The sequence below is a fragment of the Paraburkholderia sp. RHO2 genome, from assembly GCF_050955445.1.
GTDB lineage: Bacteria > Actinomycetota > Actinomycetes > Mycobacteriales > Mycobacteriaceae > Prescottella > Prescottella agglutinans_A.
Window position 1 is genome coordinate 142593 of record NZ_CP162618.1, and the last position, 23940, is coordinate 166532.

The 23940-nt window shown below is 64.8% G+C and carries 23 protein-coding genes; 7 read left to right on the plus strand and 16 right to left on the minus strand.

The window, feature by feature from the left end; genetic code table 11:
- The first annotated feature begins 115 nt into the window (after window positions 1–115).
- Window positions 116–1438, plus strand: coding sequence for a lipase family protein (locus tag ABTV10_RS25755; protein WP_499035719.1), 1323 nt, complete (start codon window positions 116–118; stop codon window positions 1436–1438).
- 646 nt (window positions 1439–2084) lie between these two features.
- On the opposite strand, the gene ABTV10_RS25760 is transcribed toward ABTV10_RS25755, so the two are convergent.
- The 5 genes from ABTV10_RS25760 to ABTV10_RS25780 form a co-directional block, all read right to left on the minus strand.
- Window positions 2085–3104, minus strand: coding sequence for a dipeptidase (locus ABTV10_RS25760; protein WP_499035909.1), 1020 nt, complete (start codon window positions 3102–3104; stop codon window positions 2085–2087).
- A gap of 1054 nt (window positions 3105–4158) precedes the next feature.
- Window positions 4159–4785 (minus strand): TetR/AcrR family transcriptional regulator, encoded by a 627-nt coding sequence (locus ABTV10_RS25765; protein ID WP_499035720.1) that lies wholly within the window; start codon window positions 4783–4785, stop codon window positions 4159–4161.
- A gap of 423 nt (window positions 4786–5208) precedes the next feature.
- Complete coding sequence (locus tag ABTV10_RS25770) at window positions 5209–6450, minus strand: MFS transporter (RefSeq protein ID WP_499035721.1); 1242 nt, start codon at window positions 6448–6450, stop codon at window positions 5209–5211.
- 39 nt (window positions 6451–6489) lie between these two features.
- Window positions 6490–7515: a ketoacyl-ACP synthase III family protein gene (locus ABTV10_RS25775; protein WP_499035722.1), complete on the minus strand. Its 1026-nt coding sequence runs from the start codon at window positions 7513–7515 to the stop codon at window positions 6490–6492.
- A gap of 183 nt (window positions 7516–7698) precedes the next feature.
- Window positions 7699–8187 carry a hypothetical protein gene (locus tag ABTV10_RS25780; RefSeq protein WP_499035723.1) on the minus strand — a complete coding sequence of 163 codons (489 nt, stop codon included), beginning with the start codon at window positions 8185–8187 and terminating at the stop codon, window positions 7699–7701.
- A gap of 441 nt (window positions 8188–8628) precedes the next feature.
- On the opposite strand from ABTV10_RS25780, the gene ABTV10_RS25785 reads away from it, so the two are divergent.
- The 4 genes from ABTV10_RS25785 to phzG all read left to right on the plus strand — a co-directional run bounded on the left by ABTV10_RS25785 (window position 8629) and on the right by phzG (window position 12944).
- Window positions 8629–9366, plus strand: a complete 738-nt coding sequence (locus ABTV10_RS25785) for a hypothetical protein (protein ID WP_499035724.1) — start codon at window positions 8629–8631, stop codon at window positions 9364–9366.
- 119 nt (window positions 9367–9485) lie between these two features.
- Entirely contained in the window at window positions 9486–10910 is a 1425-nt protein-coding gene (gene proS / locus ABTV10_RS25790; RefSeq protein WP_499035725.1) for a proline--tRNA ligase, read from the plus strand.
- Window positions 10911–11423: 513 nt separating this feature from the next.
- Entirely contained in the window at window positions 11424–12074 is a 651-nt protein-coding gene (locus tag ABTV10_RS25795) for a 2'-5' RNA ligase family protein (protein WP_499035726.1), read from the plus strand.
- A gap of 228 nt (window positions 12075–12302) precedes the next feature.
- Entirely contained in the window at window positions 12303–12944 is a 642-nt protein-coding gene (gene phzG / locus ABTV10_RS25800) for a phenazine biosynthesis FMN-dependent oxidase PhzG (protein ID WP_499035728.1), read from the plus strand.
- A 293-nt stretch (window positions 12945–13237) separates the two neighbouring features.
- On the opposite strand, the gene ABTV10_RS25805 is transcribed toward phzG, so the two are convergent.
- The 9 genes from ABTV10_RS25805 to ABTV10_RS25845 form a co-directional block, all read right to left on the minus strand.
- A complete protein-coding gene (locus tag ABTV10_RS25805) occupies window positions 13238–13786 on the minus strand; it encodes an AAA family ATPase (protein WP_499035730.1) in 549 nt (182 codons plus the stop codon).
- A gap of 339 nt (window positions 13787–14125) precedes the next feature.
- A complete protein-coding gene (locus tag ABTV10_RS25810) occupies window positions 14126–14350 on the minus strand; it encodes a hypothetical protein (protein ID WP_499035731.1) in 225 nt (74 codons plus the stop codon).
- A gap of 273 nt (window positions 14351–14623) precedes the next feature.
- A complete protein-coding gene (locus ABTV10_RS25815; RefSeq protein ID WP_499035733.1) occupies window positions 14624–14959 on the minus strand; it encodes a hypothetical protein in 336 nt (111 codons plus the stop codon).
- 319 nt (window positions 14960–15278) lie between these two features.
- Window positions 15279–16169 carry an alpha/beta fold hydrolase gene (locus ABTV10_RS25820; protein WP_499035735.1) on the minus strand — a complete coding sequence of 297 codons (891 nt, stop codon included), beginning with the start codon at window positions 16167–16169 and terminating at the stop codon, window positions 15279–15281.
- Between the two features lie 49 nt (window positions 16170–16218).
- Window positions 16219–16854 carry a TetR/AcrR family transcriptional regulator gene (locus tag ABTV10_RS25825; RefSeq protein WP_499035736.1) on the minus strand — a complete coding sequence of 212 codons (636 nt, stop codon included), beginning with the start codon at window positions 16852–16854 and terminating at the stop codon, window positions 16219–16221.
- Between the two features lie 345 nt (window positions 16855–17199).
- Complete coding sequence (locus ABTV10_RS25830) at window positions 17200–17499, minus strand: hypothetical protein (protein WP_499035737.1); 300 nt, start codon at window positions 17497–17499, stop codon at window positions 17200–17202.
- 3 nt (window positions 17500–17502) lie between these two features.
- Complete coding sequence (locus ABTV10_RS25835; protein WP_499035738.1) at window positions 17503–17961, minus strand: hypothetical protein; 459 nt, start codon at window positions 17959–17961, stop codon at window positions 17503–17505.
- Window positions 17958–18296 carry a hypothetical protein gene (locus ABTV10_RS25840; RefSeq protein ID WP_499035740.1) on the minus strand — a complete coding sequence of 113 codons (339 nt, stop codon included), beginning with the start codon at window positions 18294–18296 and terminating at the stop codon, window positions 17958–17960. Before ABTV10_RS25840 ends, ABTV10_RS25835 begins: the two co-directional genes overlap by 4 nt.
- Window positions 18297–18340: 44 nt before the next feature.
- Window positions 18341–19024 (minus strand): DJ-1/PfpI family protein, encoded by a 684-nt coding sequence (locus ABTV10_RS25845; protein WP_499035741.1) that lies wholly within the window; start codon window positions 19022–19024, stop codon window positions 18341–18343.
- A gap of 198 nt (window positions 19025–19222) precedes the next feature.
- Between ABTV10_RS25845 and ABTV10_RS25850 the strand changes: the two genes are divergently transcribed.
- Window positions 19223–20161 carry a GlxA family transcriptional regulator gene (locus ABTV10_RS25850; protein ID WP_499035743.1) on the plus strand — a complete coding sequence of 313 codons (939 nt, stop codon included), beginning with the start codon at window positions 19223–19225 and terminating at the stop codon, window positions 20159–20161.
- A gap of 1012 nt (window positions 20162–21173) precedes the next feature.
- On the opposite strand, the gene ABTV10_RS25855 is transcribed toward ABTV10_RS25850, so the two are convergent.
- Window positions 21174–21539 carry a winged helix-turn-helix transcriptional regulator gene (locus ABTV10_RS25855; protein ID WP_433604949.1) on the minus strand — a complete coding sequence of 122 codons (366 nt, stop codon included), beginning with the start codon at window positions 21537–21539 and terminating at the stop codon, window positions 21174–21176.
- Between the two features lie 116 nt (window positions 21540–21655).
- Between ABTV10_RS25855 and ABTV10_RS25860 the strand changes: the two genes are divergently transcribed.
- A complete protein-coding gene (locus ABTV10_RS25860) occupies window positions 21656–22375 on the plus strand; it encodes an SDR family oxidoreductase (protein ID WP_499035744.1) in 720 nt (239 codons plus the stop codon).
- A 399-nt stretch (window positions 22376–22774) separates the two neighbouring features.
- Here the strand turns inward: ABTV10_RS25860 and ABTV10_RS25865 are convergent, their stop codons facing one another.
- Window positions 22775–23836 carry an IS110 family RNA-guided transposase gene (locus tag ABTV10_RS25865; protein WP_499035472.1) on the minus strand — a complete coding sequence of 354 codons (1062 nt, stop codon included), beginning with the start codon at window positions 23834–23836 and terminating at the stop codon, window positions 22775–22777.
- Window positions 23837–23940 lie beyond the last annotated feature (104 nt).

Consider the following 23940-nt stretch of genomic DNA (forward strand, 5'->3'; position numbering starts at 1 on the left):
GGCCACCCACCAACTACTACTGGATTATGATCCGGATCACACACGGTCCGTTGGCGGGGTGAACAACGGCAGGCTCGAGGGGGTTCACGTGCGGGGGAAATCGGTTTCGCGTTTCATGGTCGCTTTGCTTGCGATCGCCGTCACGGCGCTCGCCGCTCCGATATCGTCCGCGCAGCCGACGTCGGATCCGTTCTACCGGTACGACGGCGTAGTGCCTCTGTCTTCGTATGCACCTGGCGCGGTTCTCAAAACACGCAGTGTGCCGTACTCCGTGGTGAACGTCCCTACGCCCCTGCAGGCGATCCAGATCCTCTACCGCTCGACCGACGCCCTGGGGCGCCCCGCCGCCAACGTGACCTCGATCCTGCGGCCGCCCAACGCCCGACCTGACAAGGTCGTTTCCTACCAATCCTTCTACGACTCACTGAATCCCGAAGACAGCCCATCCCGAGCTATTGCCGGCAACGCCCCGATCGGTCGGTGGACCCCCAGCGGCCGCAACTTCGGCCTCGGCGGCACACTCGCGTCCACCGAAGCGGCGCTGTTCGGGCCGCTGTTGGCGCTGGGCTACACGGTGGTCATCGCCGATACCGAGGGACCGGATGCTGACTTCGCCGCCGGACCCGAGTACGGCATGATGACCCTCGATTCCCTGCGGGCCGCCCGCAGTGTGCCCGAGACGGGGATGACCACCGACGCCAAGATAGGTCTGATGGGCTACTCCGGCGGCGCGATCGCCACCAACTGGGCGTCGATTCTCGCACCCGAATATGCGCCCGAGATCAACGAAGACCTCATTGGCGCAGCCCAGGGCGGAGTCCTCGTCAATCCCGCCAACAATCTCCGATACGCAAGCGGAAGCCTCGGATGGGGCGGCGTGGTCGGAATGGCCGTCGTCGGTGTGGCCCGCTCCTACGACATCGACTTCGATCGGTATCTCAGCGACCGAGGACGCGAAGTCATGGCTCGGCTCGAAGACGCATCGATCGCCAACGTCATCGCGCAGTACCCCGGTCTCACCTGGCAGCAGATGGTCAAGCCCGAGTACGAAGACCCCAGCTCGATTTCGGAGTACGTCGAGGCAGTCAACAAGATCAACATGGGCATCGCGCCTATCCCCACAATCCCGATGTTCATCGCCCAAGCCAGCAACGGCGCCCTCGAGGGAACCCAACCAGGCGGCCCCGGCATCGGCCCGGGCGACGGGATCATGGTCGCCGATGATGTGCGTGCCCTCGCCAATCGCTATTGTGACGCCGGGCTCGCGATCCAGTACGACGAGTACAACACCCTCAGCCACGTCCCGGGCGCACTGCTCTGGCTGCCCGGTGCGCTCTCCTGGCTCAACGACCGCATGATCGGTATACCCGCACCCAGCAACTGTGGCCACTTCCCACCCGGAAACCCTCTCGGCCCGGTCCAACACACGATCCGCTGACAACGAACGTGCGAGAGCGTTTGGCGGGCACCGACGATGACATCGCGCCAAGGCGAGATCCCAGCGGGCGCGGCCGCGCTACGACTGTGGAGTTGTCAATGAGATCGGCCTGTCCAGGCGCGTGCGGGGCGATCACGACAGTCAGCCGCGCACCACTCCCCTGTATGTGCCTGTGTGAGCTACGCGTTGGCGCTCCTCAAGGAGCCGCGCTAGGCGACTTGCGTGCCCAGTCCTACAACGCCGTCACGGCGATTGGTCGAATGGTCACCGTAGTTGGCGGATGGTCACGTAGTTGTCGAGTGTTCTTGACGCGCAGATGTGCGGACCGATTCGGCGCGTGGCGCCGCGCAGCTGTCGTCGTACGACCTGCGGCAGGCCTCTTCCGCGTGGCCATGCCACGCAACTTTGACGGATTCCCGGCAGCAGCAACATGAGCGGTGGCGCCGCCGCCGGTCCGTCGATGCGACGCAGTCGACGCCCGCTCCCGAGTCCACACCGAGGATTCGCGAACTATTGCCAACTATCTCGACCACGATCGCAACCGAACGCCGCCACTGTAGTTGTCACACCGCAGGTCAGGGCCGGGAAATGACTACTACGACGGCGTTCACAGGTACTGCAAACGAACTGCCGTTGGCGCACTCGTTCACGGCTGACCGGCGGCGTTCTGTGCCTCCTGAAATCTGCTCTCAGGCGTAGCGCTGCCGTGGTTCTCGCGCCATGCGTGTTGGGCGACGCGGTAAAAGTTGCCGCCTAGGACGGCCTGGACGTCGCTGGTGCTCCAGCCGCGCTCAGTGAGGTGCTCGCCGAGCGTCAGTAGCGTTTCCGGTGGCATCCATTGGATGGTTCCCCAGCGGGTGTAGTTCTCGTCGAACAGGTGGGGGTTGCGGGTGACTTCGTCGACGAAGTCGGCGTAGTCGAACGAGAAGTCGGTGCTGACGCCGACGTGGTCGATGCCGACCAGGTCGACGGCGTACTCGAGGTGCCGTGTCATCGCCTCGAGGCTAGGGGTATTGGGGCCGAGGAATATACCGACGCCGGTGATGCCGATTACTCCACCGGTCGCCGCGCAGGCCCTCGCTTGGTCGTCGGTCACGTTGCGGGGGTGATCCCACACCGCTCGCATACAGGAGTGGCTGTAAATGACCGGGCCGGTGGAGATTTCACACATCTCGAGTCCGGTTCGGGCACTGCAGTGCGACCCGTCCGGGACGATTCCGACCTGGTTCATTTCAGCGACGAGTGAACGCCCCCACTTCGTGAGGCCGTTGTCGGCTGTGTCCAGGCAGCCACTGCCGGCCTGGTTTGCGTGGTTGTAGGTGGGCAACATGGTGCGCACACCAAGATCAGCCAGGGTCGACAGGTTGTCGAGATCGCCGTCGAGAGGACCGGAGTCCTCCAGATCGAACACGACCGCGATGCCGTCGGCGCGAGTGATGGTCACGACATCGTCAATATCGGCGGCGAGCTCGAGATCCGGATGCGTGTCGACCGCGGCACGGTAGTGCCCGAGCAGCGTCATGGTATCGGTGAAGTCGTGGGGCGAATATCCTGCGTTGACCGAAACCAGGGCGCCCCCGCGGCGCCGGTAACGGGTCAACGGGTCGACATCGGTGCCCGCCTGCAAGGGCAGGCACGTGTGTTGCTCCCATAGCAATGGCGTCATGGCTACCGATCTTGCACGGCCACCCATGTTCACCTCAGCCAGACGGTGCAATGTCGTTGGCAGCGCTGTCCCGCAACCGCACCGATGTCGGAGTGCTTCCGGAACAATTCACCACCGAGTGACCGGCGAAGTTAAGGGGCATCAATGACGGCCTTCGGAAGCCCGTTCTCGTTGGCTGGCGATGGTCTGCGCAGCTGAAGTTCAGCAAAATGCCGCCTCCGGAGGCGGCTCTCTGGTTCAGTGGTCCTCGATGAGCGAATTACGAGGGTCGCGTGTCCGGCTCATAGCGTTTGCTGCGGGTGGCGTTTTGAGCTTTGCCGCGGACCGTTCTCTGTCGAAGCAGAACCCCTCTCGCCGAGTGATGGCCTATGCCGCGGGGTTGGTCGGCGCCGCGGTTGTGTATCCACTTGCACGGCTGGGGCGCCGCGCCGATTCGGCAGTGCTGACCCGCGAATGGACTGCAATGCTAGCAACGACGGCGGTTCTCGTCGGTGCGATCATCCTGCCGAAGGAGTGGGGCGCCCGGCTGACTGCCGGTGGGTGGCTTGCGCATGCGGTTTTCGATCACGCGCACGAGCGAGGCGGGTCATCGCGTCTGCCCGGCTGGTATCCCGCGCTGTGCGCCGGTTACGACGTGGGAGTCGCAGCGCTGCTGTCACCCAACTTGTCACGGCAGTCAGCGGCACGGTCGATCACGTAGGCGCGCGCCGGGACCACGACCCCCGGTAGCTCGTTGTCGTTGACGATGCCGAGCAACGGAGATGCCAGCCGACCCTGAACCTAGTTCCGTCAACATAAAGCCATGAACAATTGCCAACTACATTGACCACGATCACGCCCTGTCGTCGCCACGGTAGTTGTCACACTGCAGGTCAGGGCTTCGGGAAATGACAACAACGATGGCGATTCACACCTGTGCCAGGGCACGACCGCTGCAATGGTGGTTCGTTCTGGGCTGCATGTGGATTGGATAGATTGACCAGTCGGTAATCACACTCAAGGGTGGTTCAGGTCACACAAATTTGGACGAGTTCCAGGTTCTTGACACTGGCGATTAGCGGGAGGTCGGCGTAGCCGTATGCCCACGGATGTCAATGTCCAGCGCTCTTGCTGCGAGCGCCGCAGCGGCGGTCAGTTCTGCGACGGTCGCGCCGTCCCTGGCGCGAGTGGACATGCCCTGGATCGTCGCGGCGAGGAACTCGGCCGCGGCTCGCGGATCCACATCGCTGGGAAGTTCCCCCAACGCATCGCCGGATCGGAGGCGGTCTTCGAGACGCGCGACGTTTGCGTTGCGTTGATCCCGCAGTACGGATGCGACGGCAGAATCCATGACGGTGCTTCCCGCATTGATCACCAGACAACCACCGGGCTCGTCGGGATCGGCGTAGTGCCTGGCAGCTTCGACGAGCAGCCGTCCTACCAGACCACGTACGGTCGCCTCTTCCTCGAACACGCGGTCCATCCAGGCGCCAGGACCGCTGAGGTAGTGCTCGACCACCCGATCGAATAACTGGCGTTTGTCGCCGAACGCCGCATAGAGACTCGGAGGTGAGATATCCATCGTTTTGGTCAGACCGGCAAGGGTGGTTCCCTCGTAGCCTTGCCGCCAGAACATGTTCATCGCGGCGGTCAGAGCGCTGTCGATATCAAACTTGCGTCCCTGCCCGGGCACGCCGACCATGATGATCCCTTCCCGCGACCTCGCCGTAGATGATCAAGCCGCGTCACTCAAGGTTACCCAGTCACAGTCCGACAGCTTAAGGTTGTAGGTGGCGCCGCAGGAGCGCACCCCGATCGCGAAGGTGTCGTTCGGGTCGACGTGTGTCGCTGCCCGGTCGGACCCGCGAACTCTCCAGGAACGAGCGTCACCGTCTCCGCGCCATCGAAATGACCATGCCGGCGCGGCCCGGTGTCGAGGTCCACGCTGAGGGTGACCGGTGCGCGCCCATATTCGTTGGACAGAGCGATACGGAACTCCGATCCTGCGAATGCGATGCGGTGATCATGAACGACAATTACATTGTACGACAACATGATCGACTCGACGCCCGATGTGGATTCGTACGGGTTGACCAGCGGTACCCGGTGGCCCGCGCGCCAGGATTCACGCCTCGACACGAAAGGTTCCCGAGTCGCGGGCCGGACGCAGCGCGTCTCGAACCGACCACAGCGCCACGAGCAGTCCGAGCATCGTGGCAATAGCGCCGATCCAGCCGAGATCTCGCTCGGACAGTCCGTTCGCGAGTGCAGCGCCGCCGATCAACGACCCGAGTGCGATACCGGCGTTGATGCCGGACGTATTCGCGGCGATGGCCGAAGGTGCACCGTCGGCCATCGTCAGCACTCGGGTCTGATAGGCCGGGACAACAGCGAATCCAGCTGCTCCGAGCAGGACGAGAGCCGCCACCACCGCAGTCTTGGACGGTGCAGCGATACTCACGGCGAGAAGGGCCACCACCAGAACGGCAAGTAGCATGATCAACGCACGGGGCAGGTTCCAGTCGGCGAGTCGGCCGCCTGCCAGGTTTCCGAGAAAGCCCCCGACGCCCAAGACAAAGAGCAGTAGTGCCACAGTCGCGCCGCCGAATCCGGAGACGTCTTCGAGCAATGGGGTGATGTAGGTGTAGGCCGTGAAGAACCCGGTCTGGCCCAGGGCACTGAACGCGAGGACGACGAGGACCTGCGGGCGGATGATCACGCGGAGCTCGCCGAGCACGCCCGGAGGTGTATCGGCGGGGACATCGACCGGGATCGCTGCCGACATCGCGACGATTCCGGCAGCGGCGGTCACAGCAAGGGCAACGAATGTTGCGCGCCATCCGAGGTTTTGGCCAATGATCGTGCCGATCGGCGCACCGAGGATCATCGCGAGGATCAGGCCACCGGCAACCCACGAGATCGCTTGTGCGATGCGTTGCGGTGGAACCATCGTCGCCACCGTTGCGATCGAGAATGCGGCGAAGGCACTGAGGGCCAACGCGGCGACGACGCGGCCGGTGAGGATGAGCACGATGTTCGGCGCGGCGGCGCTGACGACATTTCCGATGAGAAAGACGATCATGAGCGCGATCATGGAGCGCTTGCGTGAGTACCGCGCCAGGTACGCGGCAAGGAAGGGGCCAGTGATTGCGACGGTCACGGCGTAGACGGTGACGATCCATCCGGACGCGGTGACGGTCGATCCGAGATCGCGTGCGATGTCGGGTAGTAGACCGATCACGGCGTACTCAGCACTGCCGAGGGCGAACACACACAGCATCATTGCGAGAATCGGAACGACGGGGATCGATCCCGAGGCAGGTGCTTCCGGCGTGTCCGCGGTTGCGGTGGGATTCTCGGTTGTCATGTCGAGGCTCCTTTGAGTAGGCGTAGCGGTGTGGGTTGCTCAGGTAAGGATCTCGACGATGGCGGCGCCCCAGTTGAATCCGATTCCGGACGAGCAGAGGGCGACTCGGGATCCTGGTCCGACAGCGTCGGTTGAGATCAGGTGATGGAGCCCCGCAAGTTGATCGGCGGCTCCGACGTGGCCGACCGTGCGACCCCACTCCCAGCATGTGCGGTCCTCGTCGATTCCGTACTTGTCCAGGAACTTCCATTCACCGATTCCTCGGCCGGTGTTGGGAAAGACAAATCGATCGATGTCGGTGATCTTGCAGTTCGCATCGTCCGCGGCTACAAGAAGGACTTCTTCCATCGCCCCGGTCAGTTGGGCGACAACGTCGTCCACCGAACGTGTCAGTAGGTAGTCGTCTTTTCGTCCGCGCAGGTCGAGTGGGATATCGGGGGTGTTCGGGAGCGCACGTGGCGCGTCGCCCGCATACAGCGGTTCGAGACCGGGGTCCCCGATGAGCGCGGTGCTGCGCAGCGCGGCGATACCAGGCGTGCGCCCGAGCACCACGGCAGCGCCTCCGTCGCCGAGTACGAGCCCCTTGTCGCTGCGGTACCGGTCGAAGTGGGGTAGATGGAAGACGTCGGCCGCAGTGACCGCGACCGATCCAGACGCGAGCCGCTCTGTGTACAGAGCTGCCGTATTCAGAGCCGCGACGCCACCGTTGGAGGCCTGCCGAACCTCCATCGTTGTGATACGTCGGCCGGCTTCGTGGCGATCGCCGAGCGCCAGCCGTGCGACATGCGCGGCCGGAGTCCAGTAGTCCTGCCCCTGAAAGTGGATACCAGTGTGCACGAGCGCACGCACGTCGTGCGCCGTTCCGGGGCTCGTGTTCAGCGCGTCGCGAAATGCGGTGGCCGCGACTTCGGTCGGGCGAGCGTTCGGAATGACGGAGATCGATGCCAGATCGTCGTCTCGGGCGTCGTCCGGATCGTAATCACCTCGCTCCACGGCTGATTCGACCGAATCCAGCTCCCCCAGAACTGTTGCGATTCCTGCGATGAACACGTCGGTGTGTCTCACACCGTCGCCCCTCCGTGATGGCCGAATGGACTGGAACCTCGCCCGAGGTCCGGCGCAGTGGCACCCGTTGTCGCGTTCCCGGGCGAGAACCACGATCCAGATCATTCATGTAGTGATCGCTACACGAGTATGGGCGGCCGGGCCCCGAGAGCGCAACCATGCGGACCCGCCGCGCCACGGACGCTAATGGGTGGATGGGTGAACCCACCTCGACTGACACCGACCGGCGTACATCGCCGCCTCTTGGCGCCACCATTGGGCGCCAGCGCTCAACTTGTCGGGTGTCGCCTCCTCGGCAGCTAAACGTTCGGGTATGCCCGATCGTCGGGCAATTGGTGTTTCGGACCCGCGTCGGGTAGGTGTGCCACGGTTGCGCGGCGAGATGTGCGTGGTGGTGCGTGACTTCGTCGCGTCGCTGTGTTGGAGCTGGGCGGGCGGCTGATCGTTCAGGGTTGGGTTGCCGGCTTGGAACCATGTTTGTGCGATGGTGGGGTCATCGCGGGCGGTGATTCGTTGTGTGGCGTCGAGGGCGACCTGAATTCGGTCGAGTGCTGCCTGGGACGGCAGTGGCCCTTCGTCGGCAGCCCATCGGCGAACAGTAGCGGTTTCGGGTGTATGCGACAGGTAGGCAACGAGTTTCGTGCCGAGCAGTGAGCGGAGCTTGATGCTCATCTCCCGTGCTGCTGAGGAAGGCTGTGCACACGGAAGACGGTCTACCGAGTCCTCGACGATCTGACCGTCGAGCCGATCCGTCCCGTGTCACATCACGGGCTTCGCCTGGGACTGATCGGCGACGGGCCGTGGACCGTCACGTACCGGCCGCGCGGCATCGGCCGCAGAGGGTGGTGGCCTGGCACCGGGCCGGACGATCTGCCACCCCGAGAGGCCGGTCAGTGGCTGTTCGTGCTGCTCGACAAGGACTCGGACAGGCCGACGATAGTCGTGCCCCTGTTCACTCCCCTGACGCGGCCGGCCGCCACCACTGACGGCACGATCTGGCTGGCCGACGGCGCCGTAACCGCCCTCCGCCCCGACGGGAGCGTCGACGACCTCGGCCTCGCGTTTGACGACCGATCCCCCGGCCACAGGCTGACTAGTCTCTAAGGTGAGCGCATGACCGGAAGCGAGCAGCGTTGGCATTGGGCGCCCGAGGAGTTGACCCTCGCCGCCGGCCCCGCGGCGGGCCGCTGGATCGCTGATGCGCTACGCCGAGATACAGCGGAGGTCGGCGCCCTCGTGCCGCCGGTGTTCGACGCCTACGCCCGTGTCTTCCACCCCGTCTACCTTCGCAGCGGTGACGAGTGGATTCGAATCAACTGGCGAACGGTCGCCGAGCAACACGGCACGATCGCTCACGCTGCGATGAGCTGGCAGACCATCACCGGGACCCACCGTCCCGACTACGACCCGGAAGAAGGCTCCCTGCCTCAACCGGAGGCCCGCGTCCTCGCATCGATCCTCCGCAACCACACCGCCACACCGGACGCGTGTTGGTTCGCGATCTGGGACGGATCCGGAGACGAAGGCAAGCCCCCGCCCGGTATCGAACACCTCGATGCCCACCGGAACATGGTCGTCCTCCACGGGCCGATCGACGCCGCCGAGGCTCGTTTCGGCACGACCCCACACCACCGGGGCGGCGGCTACAGCGCCAACCTGTGGTGGCCTGACGATCACACCTGGTGCGTAGCAACCGATATCGACCTCAAATCGACCTACGTCGGCGGCAGCACCGCCTGCATCGACGCCATCCTCACCGACCCACGTCTCGAAGCCTTCCCCGTCCCCGACACCCACTTCTTCGGCTGGACAGCCGACACCATCAACCCCCACCCGCCGCACGGGACGTGACAGCCACCGAACCCTCCCGTCGGACAATCGGCTCCGACGCTTGCGCTGCTTCTATCCCGACGGGATGGTCCACCCCATCCCCCAGGGTTGACCACGATCGGGTGGTTAGCATGGGCTTGGTGACGACAACAAAGCGACCGAGGGTCCTTGCCTCTCAGGCGGAGGATTTCCCTCGCTGGTACCAGGATGTACTGGAGAAGGCAGAACTAGCTGACAACGGGCCCGTGCGCGGCACGATGGTGATCCGACCATACGCATACGGGCTCTGGGAGCGAATGCAGAGCGAGATCGACGCCCGGATCAAAGCCACGGGCGCGGAAAACGTCTATCTGCCACTGTTCATCCCGCAGTCGTACCTCGAGCGTGAAGCAGAGCATGTCGAGGGGTTCAGCCCAGAGTTGGCCGTCGTCACTCATGCGGGCGGCAAGGAGTTGACCGAACCGGTCGTTGTCCGCCCGACGAGCGAGACATTGTTCGGCGAAATGATGTCGAAATGGGTCCAGTCGCACCGCGATCTACCGATGTTGCTCAACCAGTGGGCTAATGTGGTGCGCTGGGAGATGCGCCCGCGGACCTTCCTACGCACGACGGAGTTCCTGTGGCAGGAAGGGCACACCGCACACGCCACCCAGGAGGACGCCACAGCCTACGCGCTCCGAATCCACCTCGACGTGTACCGAGACTTCCTGCAGAACGTTCTCGCGATTCCGGTCCTGGTAGGGGTGAAGACGAAGAGGGAGCGATTCGCCGGCGCGGTCAACACAATGACATGCGAGGCGATGATGGGCGACGGCAAGGCGCTACAGATGGCCACCAGCCACGAGCTGGGACAGAACTTCGCCAACGCGTTCAGCATCACCTACGCCGACGCTTCCGGACATGATCAATCGTGCTGGACGACGTCGTGGGGCTCGAGCACGCGGATGCTCGGCGGCCTGATCATGGCGCACGGCGATGACCGCGGGTTGCGCATCCCGCCGAAGGTGGCGCCGATCCAGGCCGTCGTCATCGCGGTCAAGGACGAGGACCGCACCATCGTTGCGGCCTCCGGCCTTACCGAGGCGCTGCAGTCCGCTGGCGTCCAAGCCCGGCTCGACACGAGGACCACGCAGGGATTCGGTCGCCGGGCCACCGAGTGGGAACTCAAAGGCGTCCCACTACGGATCGAAGTCGGACCGCGGGACCTCGAGAACGGGTGCGTCACGGTCGCGAGGCGTGACGTCGACGAGAAGTCATCTATGCCGCTCGAGGCGGTAGCTACGGCCGTTCCGATGCTGCTGGAATCAATTCACGCAGGGATGGTCGAGAGCGCGCGCGGCCGGCTTTCCAACCGCACCGTCGACGTAGCCACAGCCTCAGAGGCCGTGGAAGCTGCGAAGACAGGCTTCGCACGTATTCCGTGGAAGCTCCTCGGCGAGGACGGAGAGCGGACACTGAACGAGCAAGCGGTCAGCGTCCGGTGCCTCCAAACCTCGGAAGGCACCGTGCCTGGCCCCGCGGACTCACCTGATGACCTGATCGCGATCGTCGGGCGGGGCTACTGAACCAGGTGTCTCCCGAAAAACAAGAGACATAGGCTCATTCGACGGATACTTCTCCGCTCCCAGGGCGAGGCGCTCGTTCGCCCAAACGAGTGCCTCGCCCAGGCGATCGTGCACGTTCCGGATCCGGCATGGTGCTCGACCCTCCGGCTCGACACTCCACCGCGAAACGCCAACAGGACCGACTTTCCGACGTGCGCCTGGTTGGCATTCGTCACCGCCGTTGGCGGACGGTCAGATCATTTGGCAATTACAAACTTTCAGCGACTACGGGGCGTCCGACCGCCTCCGATGCCATAGCGCTTCGCCGTTCGCGCGCTGCCAGATCGATTGATGCCAGCCATCGCACCCACCCGCATTGAGTGGCACTCGGCCGGCGACCCCTTCCTCCTCCGCCCCTGGACGGGTACGCAACGGAGATCGAAGAGTGAAATGTTCCATGAAGTCGAGCAATGTTCCAGATCTGTTCACCTGGCCCGTGGATGCTCGCGTCATCTTGAAAAGGGGGTCCTGCTCATGAGAAGCCTGTTCAACCTGCCAGTTACCGATTGGCCGCAAGATCACAACGCCCTGCATGTGTATGCCCTGCCGGACTTCGACGCAACCATCCTCGCGCCGATCCAGAACGCGATTCGCGACACCGGGGTGTGCTCGGTCCAGCCCACCGAGTTTCTTCATGCCACCGTCACCCGGATTCCGGCATTCCTCGACACCACGGCTATCGAAACGCTGCGCGAGCTGCAGTCTGCGCTCGATGAGACAGCAGGGAACCTGGCGCCATTCGACATCCCCCTGACGGGCCCGTACGTGTCGCCGGATTCGGTCGAATTGGCTGGCGAACGGAGTCTCGAATGGGATCGGCTCGTCGATTCGGTACGCGCTTGTGTGGCAGGGGTTCTCGGCGGTGTGGAGATGCCGCCGGGGCCTCATGCACCACACGTCTCCCTGGGATACGGCACGCGAGACGTCGACTCCAAACCACTGATCGCTGAACTCGCTCGCTTGGCAGCCGGTCGCGAGCCACAGCTGACTGTACCCATGCACATCGCCGACGTGCAGCTACTCGCAGTCCATCAAGATGCCATCGCGGGCATCTACACCTGGGACATGATCAGCACCCATGTTCTCGGAAACCTCCCGGAGCCAATCGTCCTCCCAAAGATCTAGGGTTTCCGGCGACCTGTTCCGAGAATCGGGAATGGATCCCTCGCCGACGGAACCGCGCCCACACCGGCGGGGTTCGAAGCCACCAGAGCGGATGTCGAGATGCATTGGAGACCAGCGGGACACACCGCGCCACTTTGACGGATCCCGAATGCGCGGTGCGACGTCGCTAGTATGGCTGCATCAAGCTCCGCTACCTCCTCTGCTTCACAGACCTGGGAAAGAGACACTGTGACATCGAAGGAAACGCTGACTGGTGATGCCACCCTGGTGCTGGCGGAGTTCGACACACCTCCCCCGGAACCACTGGCGCTGATACGGACTTGGTTGGAAAGCGCGACTGCGCGCGGCGTTCGTGAACCGAACTCGGTTGTCCTGGCGACGACCGATGCGCAGGGCAGGCCGTCGACCCGCGTGGTGAGCGTCAAGGACATGGACCGTCGCGGGCTGATCTTCACCAGCTTCCGCCACAGCCGCAAAGGCATCGATCTGCAGCAACGTCCCTGGGCATCGGTCACCTTCTACTGGCGCGAATCCCTTCAACAGCTCACCATCGCTGGCCAGGTCGAGCACCTCGGCGATGAGGAGTCCGATCGGCTCTTCGCCGAACGACCTCGAGCAGCACAAGCCACGACCGCCGTCTCGCGACAGAGTCGCCCACTCGGCGACGAGACCGAGTTGAGAGTGCGCGCGCGTCTACTCGGAGACGGCGATCAACCCATCGGACGACCGGCCGACTGGACTGGCTATCGCGTGGTCCCCGAAACCGTCGAATTCTGGTACGGCAGCCCGGATCGCCTGCACCGGCGGTTGCGGTACATACGTTCCTCACCCGGCGTCGAGCGCTGGACCCATCAACGCTTGCAGCCGTGAACGACAAAAGGGGGAACGAATCGCGACCGTCAGGTAGGCCCGGCCGGTCAAGCTAGCGTCGCATCACGCTAATCTGCGCTGCGTCTCGACAGCGGGACGACAGGGTCCAATCGGCGTCATCGAATTTCGCATTTGTTCGCGGCTGTTCGTTGGCGGAACTAGGTTCAGGGTCGGCTGGCAACTCCACTTCTCGACTTCGACAACGAACCACCGAGGTGAGGGATCGCCCGCCGACCGCACTTCTTGCGCGATAGATTCTGCGACAACACCTTTCCATGCGGGTCCAGCCGCCGCTACGCCGTAAAGAGTCGGAAACGATCATCACTGATGGCCTCCGTCACCCTCTGGGTACTGCGCTCTTCCGTCTCACCCGACGTGTCTAGGACATGGCTATCGAGCTCGCCGAGGTCGGAGAACTGATCCCACATCGTGAGGATGGGCCCCTCATCGATCAAGGCGCTCGGCGCGGTTCGGGCTTGCGCCCGGATCAGCGTGATGTCGCGCGGCGGCCGGAGCACGACGTAGTGGACCGCCAGCTCCGGGTGCTCTGCCGCTTGGGATCGGAAGTGGTCGAGCATCCACGGCCCAATGATCCCGTCGATCACGGTGGTGAACCCGCCGAGCGCAAAAGCATAGGCGGCACCGGCGATCACATCCATGACAGTCTGGTTCTGCGCGTCAGACGCGGGGTCATACGGAGGTATCGCACCCGAAACGATGCAGTGCCAGAAGTCGTCCGTGTGCAGGTGAACGCCCTTGCCGTAGCAGCGGGCAAGCTTCGCGGCGAGGGTCGACTTGCCGGCACCGGGCGGGCCGGTGAGGATGATCACTTCTCCGTTCACGCACCACAAGCTATCCACATCACTGCGTCCGAAGCACCCAATATTTGCGGGCATCGGGTCAGCGCCTCGAATGCACGCCCTGCGCGGTCGAGTTGGCAATGAGCGACCACCCGACCGACGACGTCTTCGACTTGGCCCGGCACTTGCCCCGGAACCGGCGCCAGCTCGAACTGCCACATCTCGTTGGCGCGCCCGCAGAGCACCGCACACCCGTTCCGGGCTTCCGTATGCTGCGTCAACGTGACAATCGACAGGACTCAGGGCCGGTGGTCGCGCCACGAGCGGCGCGCCTTGCTGGTGCTATGACCGATCGGCGGACTCGCGCGTCTTACGGTCCCGTCATCCGGTGACGACGACTCGATAGTCGCCCGCGGACGCCTCCCAGCGACCGCCCGCCCGGAGGTTCAGTTCTCCCGATGGATCCCCGTAGGCGAGGTTGAGTTGGCGACCGAGTTCGGCAATGACGGTCTGGTCACCGATCGCGTTGTAGGCGGTGTACAGCGGCTCGTCGCCGTAGCTGGTGAGGATCTGCTTCTGTAGCACCACCTCGCCGCGCTTCGTCACGGTCACAGTCGAATTGATCAATTTGGGTGTCTGCGTTCAGGCTACTTGCATCGTTGCAGGCGACTCCGACACTATGCGCCACGCAATCGCTTCCGGTGGCGGCGCCGCCCTTCTACATGTGGCAGGTAAGCGGACGGTCACTCAGTTGGCGGAGTCGTCGTGAATGTGGGCGGATGGTCCGCGCATTACGACTCCGACAGGTCCACCGATGGACGCACCGCAGGCCAGTACCCGACGGCTCGCATCAGGGGCACGCTACGTTCGCGAGGAACGTCACTCACGCCAGGCGCAGGGGCAGAGGAAGTCGTCACACGGGGTGCCGACCTCGCTTCCGTATCGGGCCAGCCCCTGAACGGGAGTGAGCACCTCCGCGGCCGCGTGTCCCTCGAGTCGCGGGGCCTCGTCCGCCGTGCGGATCTCCCATCCCTGTGGGTCGGTCTCGAGGTCGAATCGGCGCCCGTCGTCGATGAACAGCGTCCAGAGCGGATGGTCCGGGAAGCAGTTGAGCCGCAGAACCGACCACTGCCCGTCGACGAACGCCGCGTAGGGAAAGAAGGTGCTCCCGGTCCTGCGCCACTGGGGCCGCGCATCCAACACATCTGCCGACATCAGTGGCCTCCTCCCCTGCCAATCTCCGGGCACGGCGAACCCGATGCAGGCGTCGAGTGTCTCACTTCGAAGGCAGGGGTCTGGGTCGCGCCGACTGTTTGGCACCTCACTGTCGGAATGCGCGAGATCGTCGATTTACGAACGTGTGCTCACCAGACCACGGCCTCCGCCGCGCCGATCCCTCCGAACGGAGAATGTGGCAGCGGCCGTCAACCCCCACACACTCCTACTCACGGTCGGCGCCGCGGCTGCTCCACGTCGGCCACCGACCGCGTTCCCTACCAACCCGTTTCGCCCGAAGTTGGCGAGAGGGTTCGACTTATACAGGCATGCGTTCCACCAAGCTCTGGATGAAGGCAGCCACCTCGTCCGGTTTCTCCTCTGCCATGAAGTGTCCGGCGTCGATTGGTTGGTACGTGGCGGCGGGGGCCCACTGTTGCCACAGGGCCAGGGCGTCGAATCCCAGCTGGGATCCCCAGTCCTGGGAGAGCACGCCCACAGGCATCGCCAACTGGGCGCCGGCCTTTCGGTCGGTTCGGTCCATCTCGAGGTCGATGCCGGCTGTGGCCCGGTAGTCGGCGACGATCGACGGCACCGCGCGTGAGGAGCTGTCGACGTAGTGTCGGCGCACGTCAGCGGGGAATGTCGTCCCACTGTGGTCCCATGCGTCGAGGAACGAGCCGAAGAAGTCGTCCGAGACGGCCTCGATCATCCTCTCCGGCAGGCCTTTCGGCTGCGCCATCAGGTAGAGGTGCCAGGCAACGGCGGCGTCGACACCGTGCAGCACGTCCCAGGTGTCCATGGTCGGCAGGACGTCCAGGATGCCCAGGTGGGTGACCTTCTCCGGGTGGTCGAGGGCCGCACGGACACCGACGAGAGCACCGCGGTCGTGACCGATGAGGCTGAACTGGTCCCGACCGATGCCTCGTACGACGTCCACGATGTCGTTCGCCATCGTTCGCTTCGAGTAGGTCTCAGGGCCTGTTTCCTCGGGCTTGTCGCTCGCGCCGTATCCCCGCAGGTCGGGCACGATCACGAGGTACCGCTCGGCCAGCCGGCGGGCGACGTGACGCCACATCAGGTGTGTCTGTGGGAAGCCGTGCAGCAGGACGACGGTATCGCCGCTGCCACCGACGGCGACGTTCAGTTCGACGCCTCCCTCACCGGGGATCCGGCGGTAGTCGAAGTCGCCGATCGTCAGGTCCGTCATGGGCACACCTTTCGGGGATGTGGATGGATGATGGGCTCGGTTGCCGCGGTCACGAGAAGATGGCGCGGGTGGGCGGCTCGCCGCTGGTCGCGCTTGCCCGGAGTGCAGGGATGAGGATGTGATCGACGAGGTGGGTCAGATAGTCGGGGCCGGCGGGATGACCGTTCAGTCGACGCAGGAGCAGCACCGATCCGGTGATCTCCTCGTAGGGGAAGGGCTGGGCGCCCTCGGGAAGTTCGCCTCGTGCGATGGCCGCGGTGAGCACTGATGCCGGGAGCTTGGCGCCGGTCGGTCCGGTCGCCTCCTCGATGTGGCTGCACAGGTCCGGGTCCTCGAGGCCGGCCTGGAGCAGCATCAGGCTCATCGCCCCGTCGGCCGAGCGCATCGTCCGGTCGAGTCGTTCGCACAGCGCGAGGAGATCCCCGCGCAACGATCCGGTGTCGATCACGGTGCCGGATCCGCCGGACGCGGGGCCTGCCTTGACCGCGGCGACGACCATGTCGCGTTTCGTCTCCCATCGCCGGTACAGCGTCGCCTTCGATGACTGGGCGCGGCGTGCCACTGCCTCGAATGTCAACGCGTCGTAGCCGACCTCGCTGAGCAGCTCCAGCACGCAGGCGAGGATCTTGGCTTCGCGCGCCTGGTCACGCGGCCGCCCGGGGCGGACCTCCGCCTCGGTGTTCACAGTACCCCTATTTCGATACGGCACGTTTCGTACCGTATCAGATTGCTCCCTCATTCCTTCCCCTGGCGCGTTCGGATTGATAGATCGGCGAGAGGCGCGAATCCGATTCGAGAGAGGCCACGCCGACCCACCGACCAGTACGGGTTCACATGCTGCCATCTTGCGGTCACCGCTAAAGCAGCGAACGAGACAGCGCCGCATGACAGTCGGTAGATCGCAACCCAGGCTCGTGCGCAACCTTGCCGAGGGCCGAACGGTCACGACCTCACGGTCAGCGGGCGACCGCTAGGTCGCCCGCTGACCGTGAGGTCGGGTTCAAATTCACCGCCAGGAGGCTGGTTGTGGTTAGCCCGTTGTGCCGCTCCATTCCTCGCGGACGGGCAGTTGCGTTGCAACCGCGTCTGGCTGTTGTCTATGAACAGCGAGTTGGCCGCCTATTCCCGGGATCAGCGCCACGGCCTTGGTGATGGCGGTTGCTTCTGGCGATCGCCAGAACGCGGCAACGATGACGAGATAGGTGCAGCCGTGCAAGGGGCCCATCATCGAGGAGACGACGTCCAGATGCACGGTGGCCAGGTTCACCAACATGACGATCAGCGAGACGAGCTCGACGTGCGCGGCGACCCGCAGGAGACGTAGATTCACCGTTCAGGCTCCTGTCGTCGATCCGGGGCGCACGATCATCAGCACGGTGACCGTCGCCCACAGCAGGTTGAAGACGCCCGTGTACATCGCGAGACGACTCGCAGCACGAACACCGAGACCGTCTCCGTCGACGTGCAGCACGTCGATCTCACGGGCCTGACCGGGCAATATCGCGAAGGCAAGGATGGCCGCAGCCGCGCCGGTCAGGATGGTCGAGGCGATCAGCCAGGCGCTGCCGAGGACCCCGAGACTGCTCGCTGTGGCGAACCCGAAGACCGGTACCGCGAAGCCAACGGCAGCGTAGACCCGGCAGATGCGGTGCAGCACATGCACCGTGTTCGCGACGTCGGGGTCGTCCTCCGTGCGACGCAGGGCCGCCGGGAACATGCTGGCGGCGACGGTGACTGGGCCGATCGCGATGATCACGGACAGAACATGCAGGGACAGGAACAGTTTCGTCATTCCTGTGGGCCTTCACCCGTAGAGTAATCGGTTGGCCGCCGCCGGCCCGACACCGTCGACGCCGGCAGCCGGCCGGCCCGGGCGGTTCCCGTCATGGTGTCCCCGTCGACGGTGGTCGCGAAGGTGAGATTCAAGCGCATCGGCCTGGTGATGGCCTGTTTCCAGGTGATGCGGCCGCCTTCGTGCAGTGCGATATCCGTGAGAGGCACCAATTGTCCGGCGCCGTGGGCGGAACCGGTGAGTATTCCGTTGTCCTGGTGCTGCAGTTCGACCACCGCGTCGATACTGCCGATGGGTGTTGCGATCGTCAGATCCCAGATGCCGTCGACAGGCATGCGTGTATTCCCTTCGTGTGATGGTGAAGTCGGATGACGGGCGGTCAGTTCGTTGACAGGCCGGAGGGGCGCCACACGATGCCGCGGCGCTCGTAGGCGAACAGTTCCTCGACAGCATGGGCGAGACGGGGACCGATCTCGCGTTCGAGGAGGTGCAGGCCCACATCGAGTCCGGACGTGACGCCCGCGCCCGTGACGAGGTCGCCGTCGTCGACGACACGGGCTCGTACGGCGCGGACGCCGGTCGCGTCGAGCAGGTCGAAACCCAGGTGGTGGGTGGTGGCGTAGCGGCCCTCGATCAGGCCCGCCAGAGCGAGGATCATCGATCCGCCGCACACAGCGGACACCGTCACCCGGGGATCTTCCACGGCCTCCTTCAGCAGTGCGGGCAGCGCAGTGGTCAGTGTCCGGCCGAGCAGAACCGGAATGGATTCGCCCTCCTGCCAGTACCCTTCGCCTGCTCCGTGATCGGGGTCCTCGCTGGGCTCATCGATCCGGCCCGCGGCGCCGGGTACAAGCACCAGGTCGGCTCGCCGCGCATCGAGCGCCGCGGTCGCGCGCACCGGCAGGGCGCCGACGCCGCTGATCACCTCACGTGGCCCTTCCGCTGACACCAGCTCCACCGCCACCGCTCCGCCGGAAGCGACGCCGCCAGCGTGCAGGACCTCGAACGGGGCGATGACGTCGAGCGGATCGAAACCGTCGAAGAGGACGATCTGGGCATGCATGGGGATCCTCCATATGTGAAAGGACCGGCGGAAAAGGTCGCCGGCCGCACCCCACGCTAAGCGGCATCCGCCAAACGCCACAGTGGCAATACTGACAAGTATCAACGGATTACTGCCAACCCGCCGAATCGGCCCTGACCTCGATAAATCTCTCGACTGCCACAGCATTGCTGGTGTGCGGTCCGGTATGATCACGCCATGTTGACGGTCGCAGTTCTCGCTCTCGATCGGGTGATTCCGTTCGACCTGTCCACCCCGATCGAGACGTTCGGGCGCACCCGTCTGCCTGACGGTCGACCCGGCTATCAGGTGCGTGTGTGCGGGCTCGAGAAGGAGACCGACGCGGGCAGCTTCACGATTCGCACAGAGTGGGGATTGGACGGGCTCACCGACGCCGAAACCATCATCGTCCCCGGCGTCGCCGACCCGTCGGCGTCCCTGCCGCCACAAGTGCGTGCCGCCGTGTGCGACGCCGCCGAGCGGGGAACCCGGATAGCGTCGATCTGCACGGGCGCTTTCCCTTTCGCCTCCACCGGACTCCTCAACGGTCTCCGGGTCACCACCCACTGGGCTGCCGCCGACCTCCTCGCTGCCCGCTACCCCGAGCTCACCGTCGACCCCGACGTGCTGTACGTCGACAACGGGCAGTTCCTGACCTCGGCGGGCGCCGCGGCCGGCCTGGACTTGTGCCTGCACATGGTCCGCCGTGACTACGGCTCGGCCGTTGCCGCCGACACCGCCCGATTGTCGGTAATGCCCCTCGAACGCGAAGGAGGACAGGCACAGTTCATCGTCCACGACCACGCGCCGCTCCCCCACGGCTCCGAGTTCGAGCCACTGCTCGAGTGGCTCCAGGACAACCTCGCCCGCCCACTGACCCTCGACAAGATCGCCGCGCACGCCGGGACCAGCACCCGAACCCTGATCCGCCGCTTCCGCGAACAAACCGGCGCCACCCCGATGCAGTGGCTACACAGGGCACGGATCCGGCACGCCCAACAGCTCCTGGAAACCACAGACCACTCCGTCGAACGAATCGGCGATCAGGTCGGCTTCGGCTCCCCCACCGCGTTCCGCGACCGGTTCAAGAAGACCACCGGCGTCAGCCCCCAGACCTATCGCCGCGCCTTCGCATGAGCCTCCGTCTCATCAGGGACTACACCGCGACGGACTTCAAACGCACCGGCTCACGCCGCGAGCGAGACGTCTCCTCGGCGCGTGAACAACCACCGCGCCACTGAAGGGCACCCGGCTCGCTGAGCAGTGTCGCGAGGACGTCGAGTTCCGCTTATTCGACACAGTTCTCTCAGCCAAGGAACGGCCGCGATAAGTGCAACTTCCGGCATCGGCGGCAGCGCACTGGGCTGCGGTCGCGGTGAACGCGCGGAACTTCAATTCGCCACTCCCCCTTGTCGGATCACTCCGAATCTGGCGGCTGTGAGCGGATCCGGTGGAACAGTCGCGGATCGTGCGTGACGAGGTTGCCGGCAACGAAGAAAGTCATCCCGCGGAAGGACACCAGATCGGACCTGGGGCCGATGTCTACAGCGCCCTAGCTGATAGCTGGGTTCGGCAGCGTTCTCGAGCGCCCGCTCGAGCGCGTCCGCGTGCCCTCATCCCCGTTGGTGCCGTCGGTTCCGCGGCCCCGAGACCGCCCACCACGGTGAGCACCGCAGCAGACGCAGTCCACGCCGCACGCGCCCGGCGGCTGTATCTCCCGCATATACAGGCCCTGCTCGGGACACTGAAGTGAAGAGCCTGCAGATCCCAGCCCACGCATCGCGCGCGTACCTGGACGCCGTACTTCGCGGACAGGGCGATGAGCTCGAGAACACACTCGCCGAGCTGGGAACACTGGAACAGAAATGAGCCCTCAGAGCAGGGTGGCGACCACTCGACTGCCATTGCGAAGTACGACCATCCCACCGGTCGCGCGGCCAACGACCAGCGTCAACACGGTCTCGCACAACCGAGCGCGCCGCTGCGTTGCGAAAAGGTCCACTCGATCGCGGCGAGGAGTGCGCGTCTTGCACCACCTGCAGGGCCGCAAACACCCACCGTCGGCCGCGCCCCGGTCTGCTCGGTGATCTTTCCGGAGGAGGCTAACCGATCAACATGTCGGAAAGACGGAAAATATCGCTAGTCAGCCTCAGGTGGCGTCGAGACCTGTCTTGCGCTGCGCCCGTTGGATTTCCGGCACGTGGGTCTCGGCCCACTCGCGGACAGTCTGCAGAGGCCCCCACAGCGAACGGCCGAGGGGGGTAAGTCGGTACTCGACCCGCGGCGGGTTCTCGTTGTACTCCGTGCGGGCGACGAGCCCGTCTGTCTCCAGTGCCCGCAAGGTCTCGGTGAGCACCTTAGGGGTGATGCCCTGGATGTACGCCTTGAGCTCGGTGAAGCGCATGGAACGGTCAGCCAGGGCGGTGATGACGAAGATCGTCCAGCGCGCCCCGATGCGGTTCAACACCGTGCGACTCGGGCAGCTCGCAGCCATCACGTCGTACGCCTTCCCCATGCTCGTCCCTTCAGTTTCGTTGAAGTAACCGGTATCAAAACCATACCTTTGATGTGGGCGACGGCGTGTGGCCGGATGCCCACGAATTGAGTACCCCACGAGAGGAGCGCCAGAGCATGAGCACAGAGCTGACAGGACACAGGGTCCTGGTCGTCGGCGGATCGAAGTATCTCGGGGAGGCGGTGGCGCGGAAGGCTGCGGCATTAGGCGCCGTGCCGGTGATCGGTGCGCGCGACGTTGAACGCGCCGCCGCTCTGGCGAGTGAATTGCCGGGCGCAACCGCGATCCATATCGACCTGACGGACGAGGTCACGATCGCCGCCGCAGCGGACCAGCTCGGCCCGATCGATCACATCGTCATCACCGCCTCGGCCCACCACAACGTCCCGGTGACCGAACTCGAGCACGACAAGATCGTCACCGCCTTCGAGGCGAAGGTGTTCGGTCCACTACTAGTGGCCAAGCACTTCGCGAAGACCCTGTCGCCTCACGGCTCCATCGTGCTGTTCTCCGGTGTCGCCGCATGGAATCCAAACGCGCCGTACACGATCATGGGCGTATCCAACGGCGCCGTCGCATTCCTGGTCACCCACCTGGCCAAGGAACTCGCTCCGATCCGAGTCAACGCGATCTCGCCCGGAATCATCGACTCCGGCACCTGGGACGAACTCGGCGCGCACGCCAAGCAGGGCCTACTCGCGGGCGCTGCCGCCGCGAACCTCGCCAGCCGCGCAGGGTCCAGCGACGACATCGCCGACGCCGTGGCCTGGCTCCTGGGCGCCGGGTTCGTCTCCGGTGAAACCATCCACGTCGAGGGCGGGGCACGGCATGCATGACCGCAAACAAGTAGCTCTTGACCGGCAAGGCCGTCCTCGTCGCCAGCAGTGGGACTGAACCGGACGGGCCCCAATGGTCGTCGTTGTGGTGAGGGACGGCACCGGATGGGTGTTCCCCTCACCCGCGGCCAGTGCCGCCCGGATCGCTCACGACCTCACCGCGCCGGTGCGTGTGGCGTTGCCCCGAACGTGCACTACCACGATGACGATTCACAGCCGCCGCTGTGAATCGCCAGGCTGGTTGGCACATGGACAACGTAGTTCGCAGAGCGGTCACTGTAGTTGGCAAATTGACAGACTAGTTGTATGAAGTCATGACGTTGGTGACGCCGGTGTGGAGTCGGGTCGCTGGCGGCCGGTTCCCGGCGGCAGTGTGGGGTCGATGGTCCCTCTGTATTGTCAAGCCGCGCTCGAACACTGTGTGGTGGGCGTGAAGTCGCGTGACCGGGCATCGTTGATCATCCTCTTCCAGAGGACGGTAGACAGGTGACGTTTGAGGCAACGGATGGCTTCCCGTGAGGTCTTTCCCTCGGCAATCTTGCGGTCGTAGTAGCGTCGGCCAGAACTTGTGCGGGTCCGGATCTGGACGACGGCGATGGAGTGGAGCGCCGAGTTGAGATCTCGATTTCCATAGCGAGAGAGCCGATGTCGGTTGTAGTCGCCGCTCGCGACCTGGACCGGTGCGGTCCCGGTGTAGTTCGCGTAGGCCGCGGCGGTGGGAAACCGCCGCGGATCACGCGTGCCGGCAAGGACACGGGCGGCGAGGACGGGGCCGATCCCGACGACGTCGGTCAGTGACGTGGCGTGCTCGTCGAGTACCTGCTTCATCCTGGCGGTGTTGTCGGCGAGCTGGCAGTCGTGTCGGCGGATGTCGGCGATGAGGTCTTCGGCGAGCTGGGCGCGGACCTGGTCGACTGAGGTGGCGGGTGTGACGGTGTGCAGGGCTCTTTCGGCAGCGGTGGCAGTCAGCGAGCGTTTCACGCCGCCCGGGATCAGTTCCCGCAAAAGAGCATGCAGCTGGTTGAGGAGTCTGGTGCGGTGCCGGCTGAGGGTGTGTCGCCGCTCGTCCAGGAGCGCGAGGGCATCGGTATGGTCCTCGGCGGCGACCGGTCGGCTCTCCCCGCGGATCGCTGCCGCGCAGGCCGCTGCGGCGGCATCGATCGGATCGTTCTTGCGTCGGCCTCCGCGGGAAAGTGCGCGGATCTTCGCGGTGGCGGTCGGGGGAATGTCGACCACCGTCTCACCACGGCTGATCAGCCACTGCGCCAGGTGATGACCAAGCCCCTCGGCGTTTTCGATGGCCCAGTAGCGCTCCGGCCACCGCCGTGCCCAGTCCAGCAGCCGACGGTATTCGGCCTCGGACGAGGAGATGGTGAGGGTGTCGATCGTCGTGGTTGCCGGAGTGTCGACGGCAGCGGCGGTGTGGGACGCCTTGTGCGGGTCGACGCCGAGGATGATCATGCGAGCAGGGCCTCCATGAAGTCAGAGTCGGTGGATCGGGGCCGCGGCCGACAAGCCGACTTCCAGAACTGCGCATGCTTATGTGCTGGTCATCCCTCTGTCGA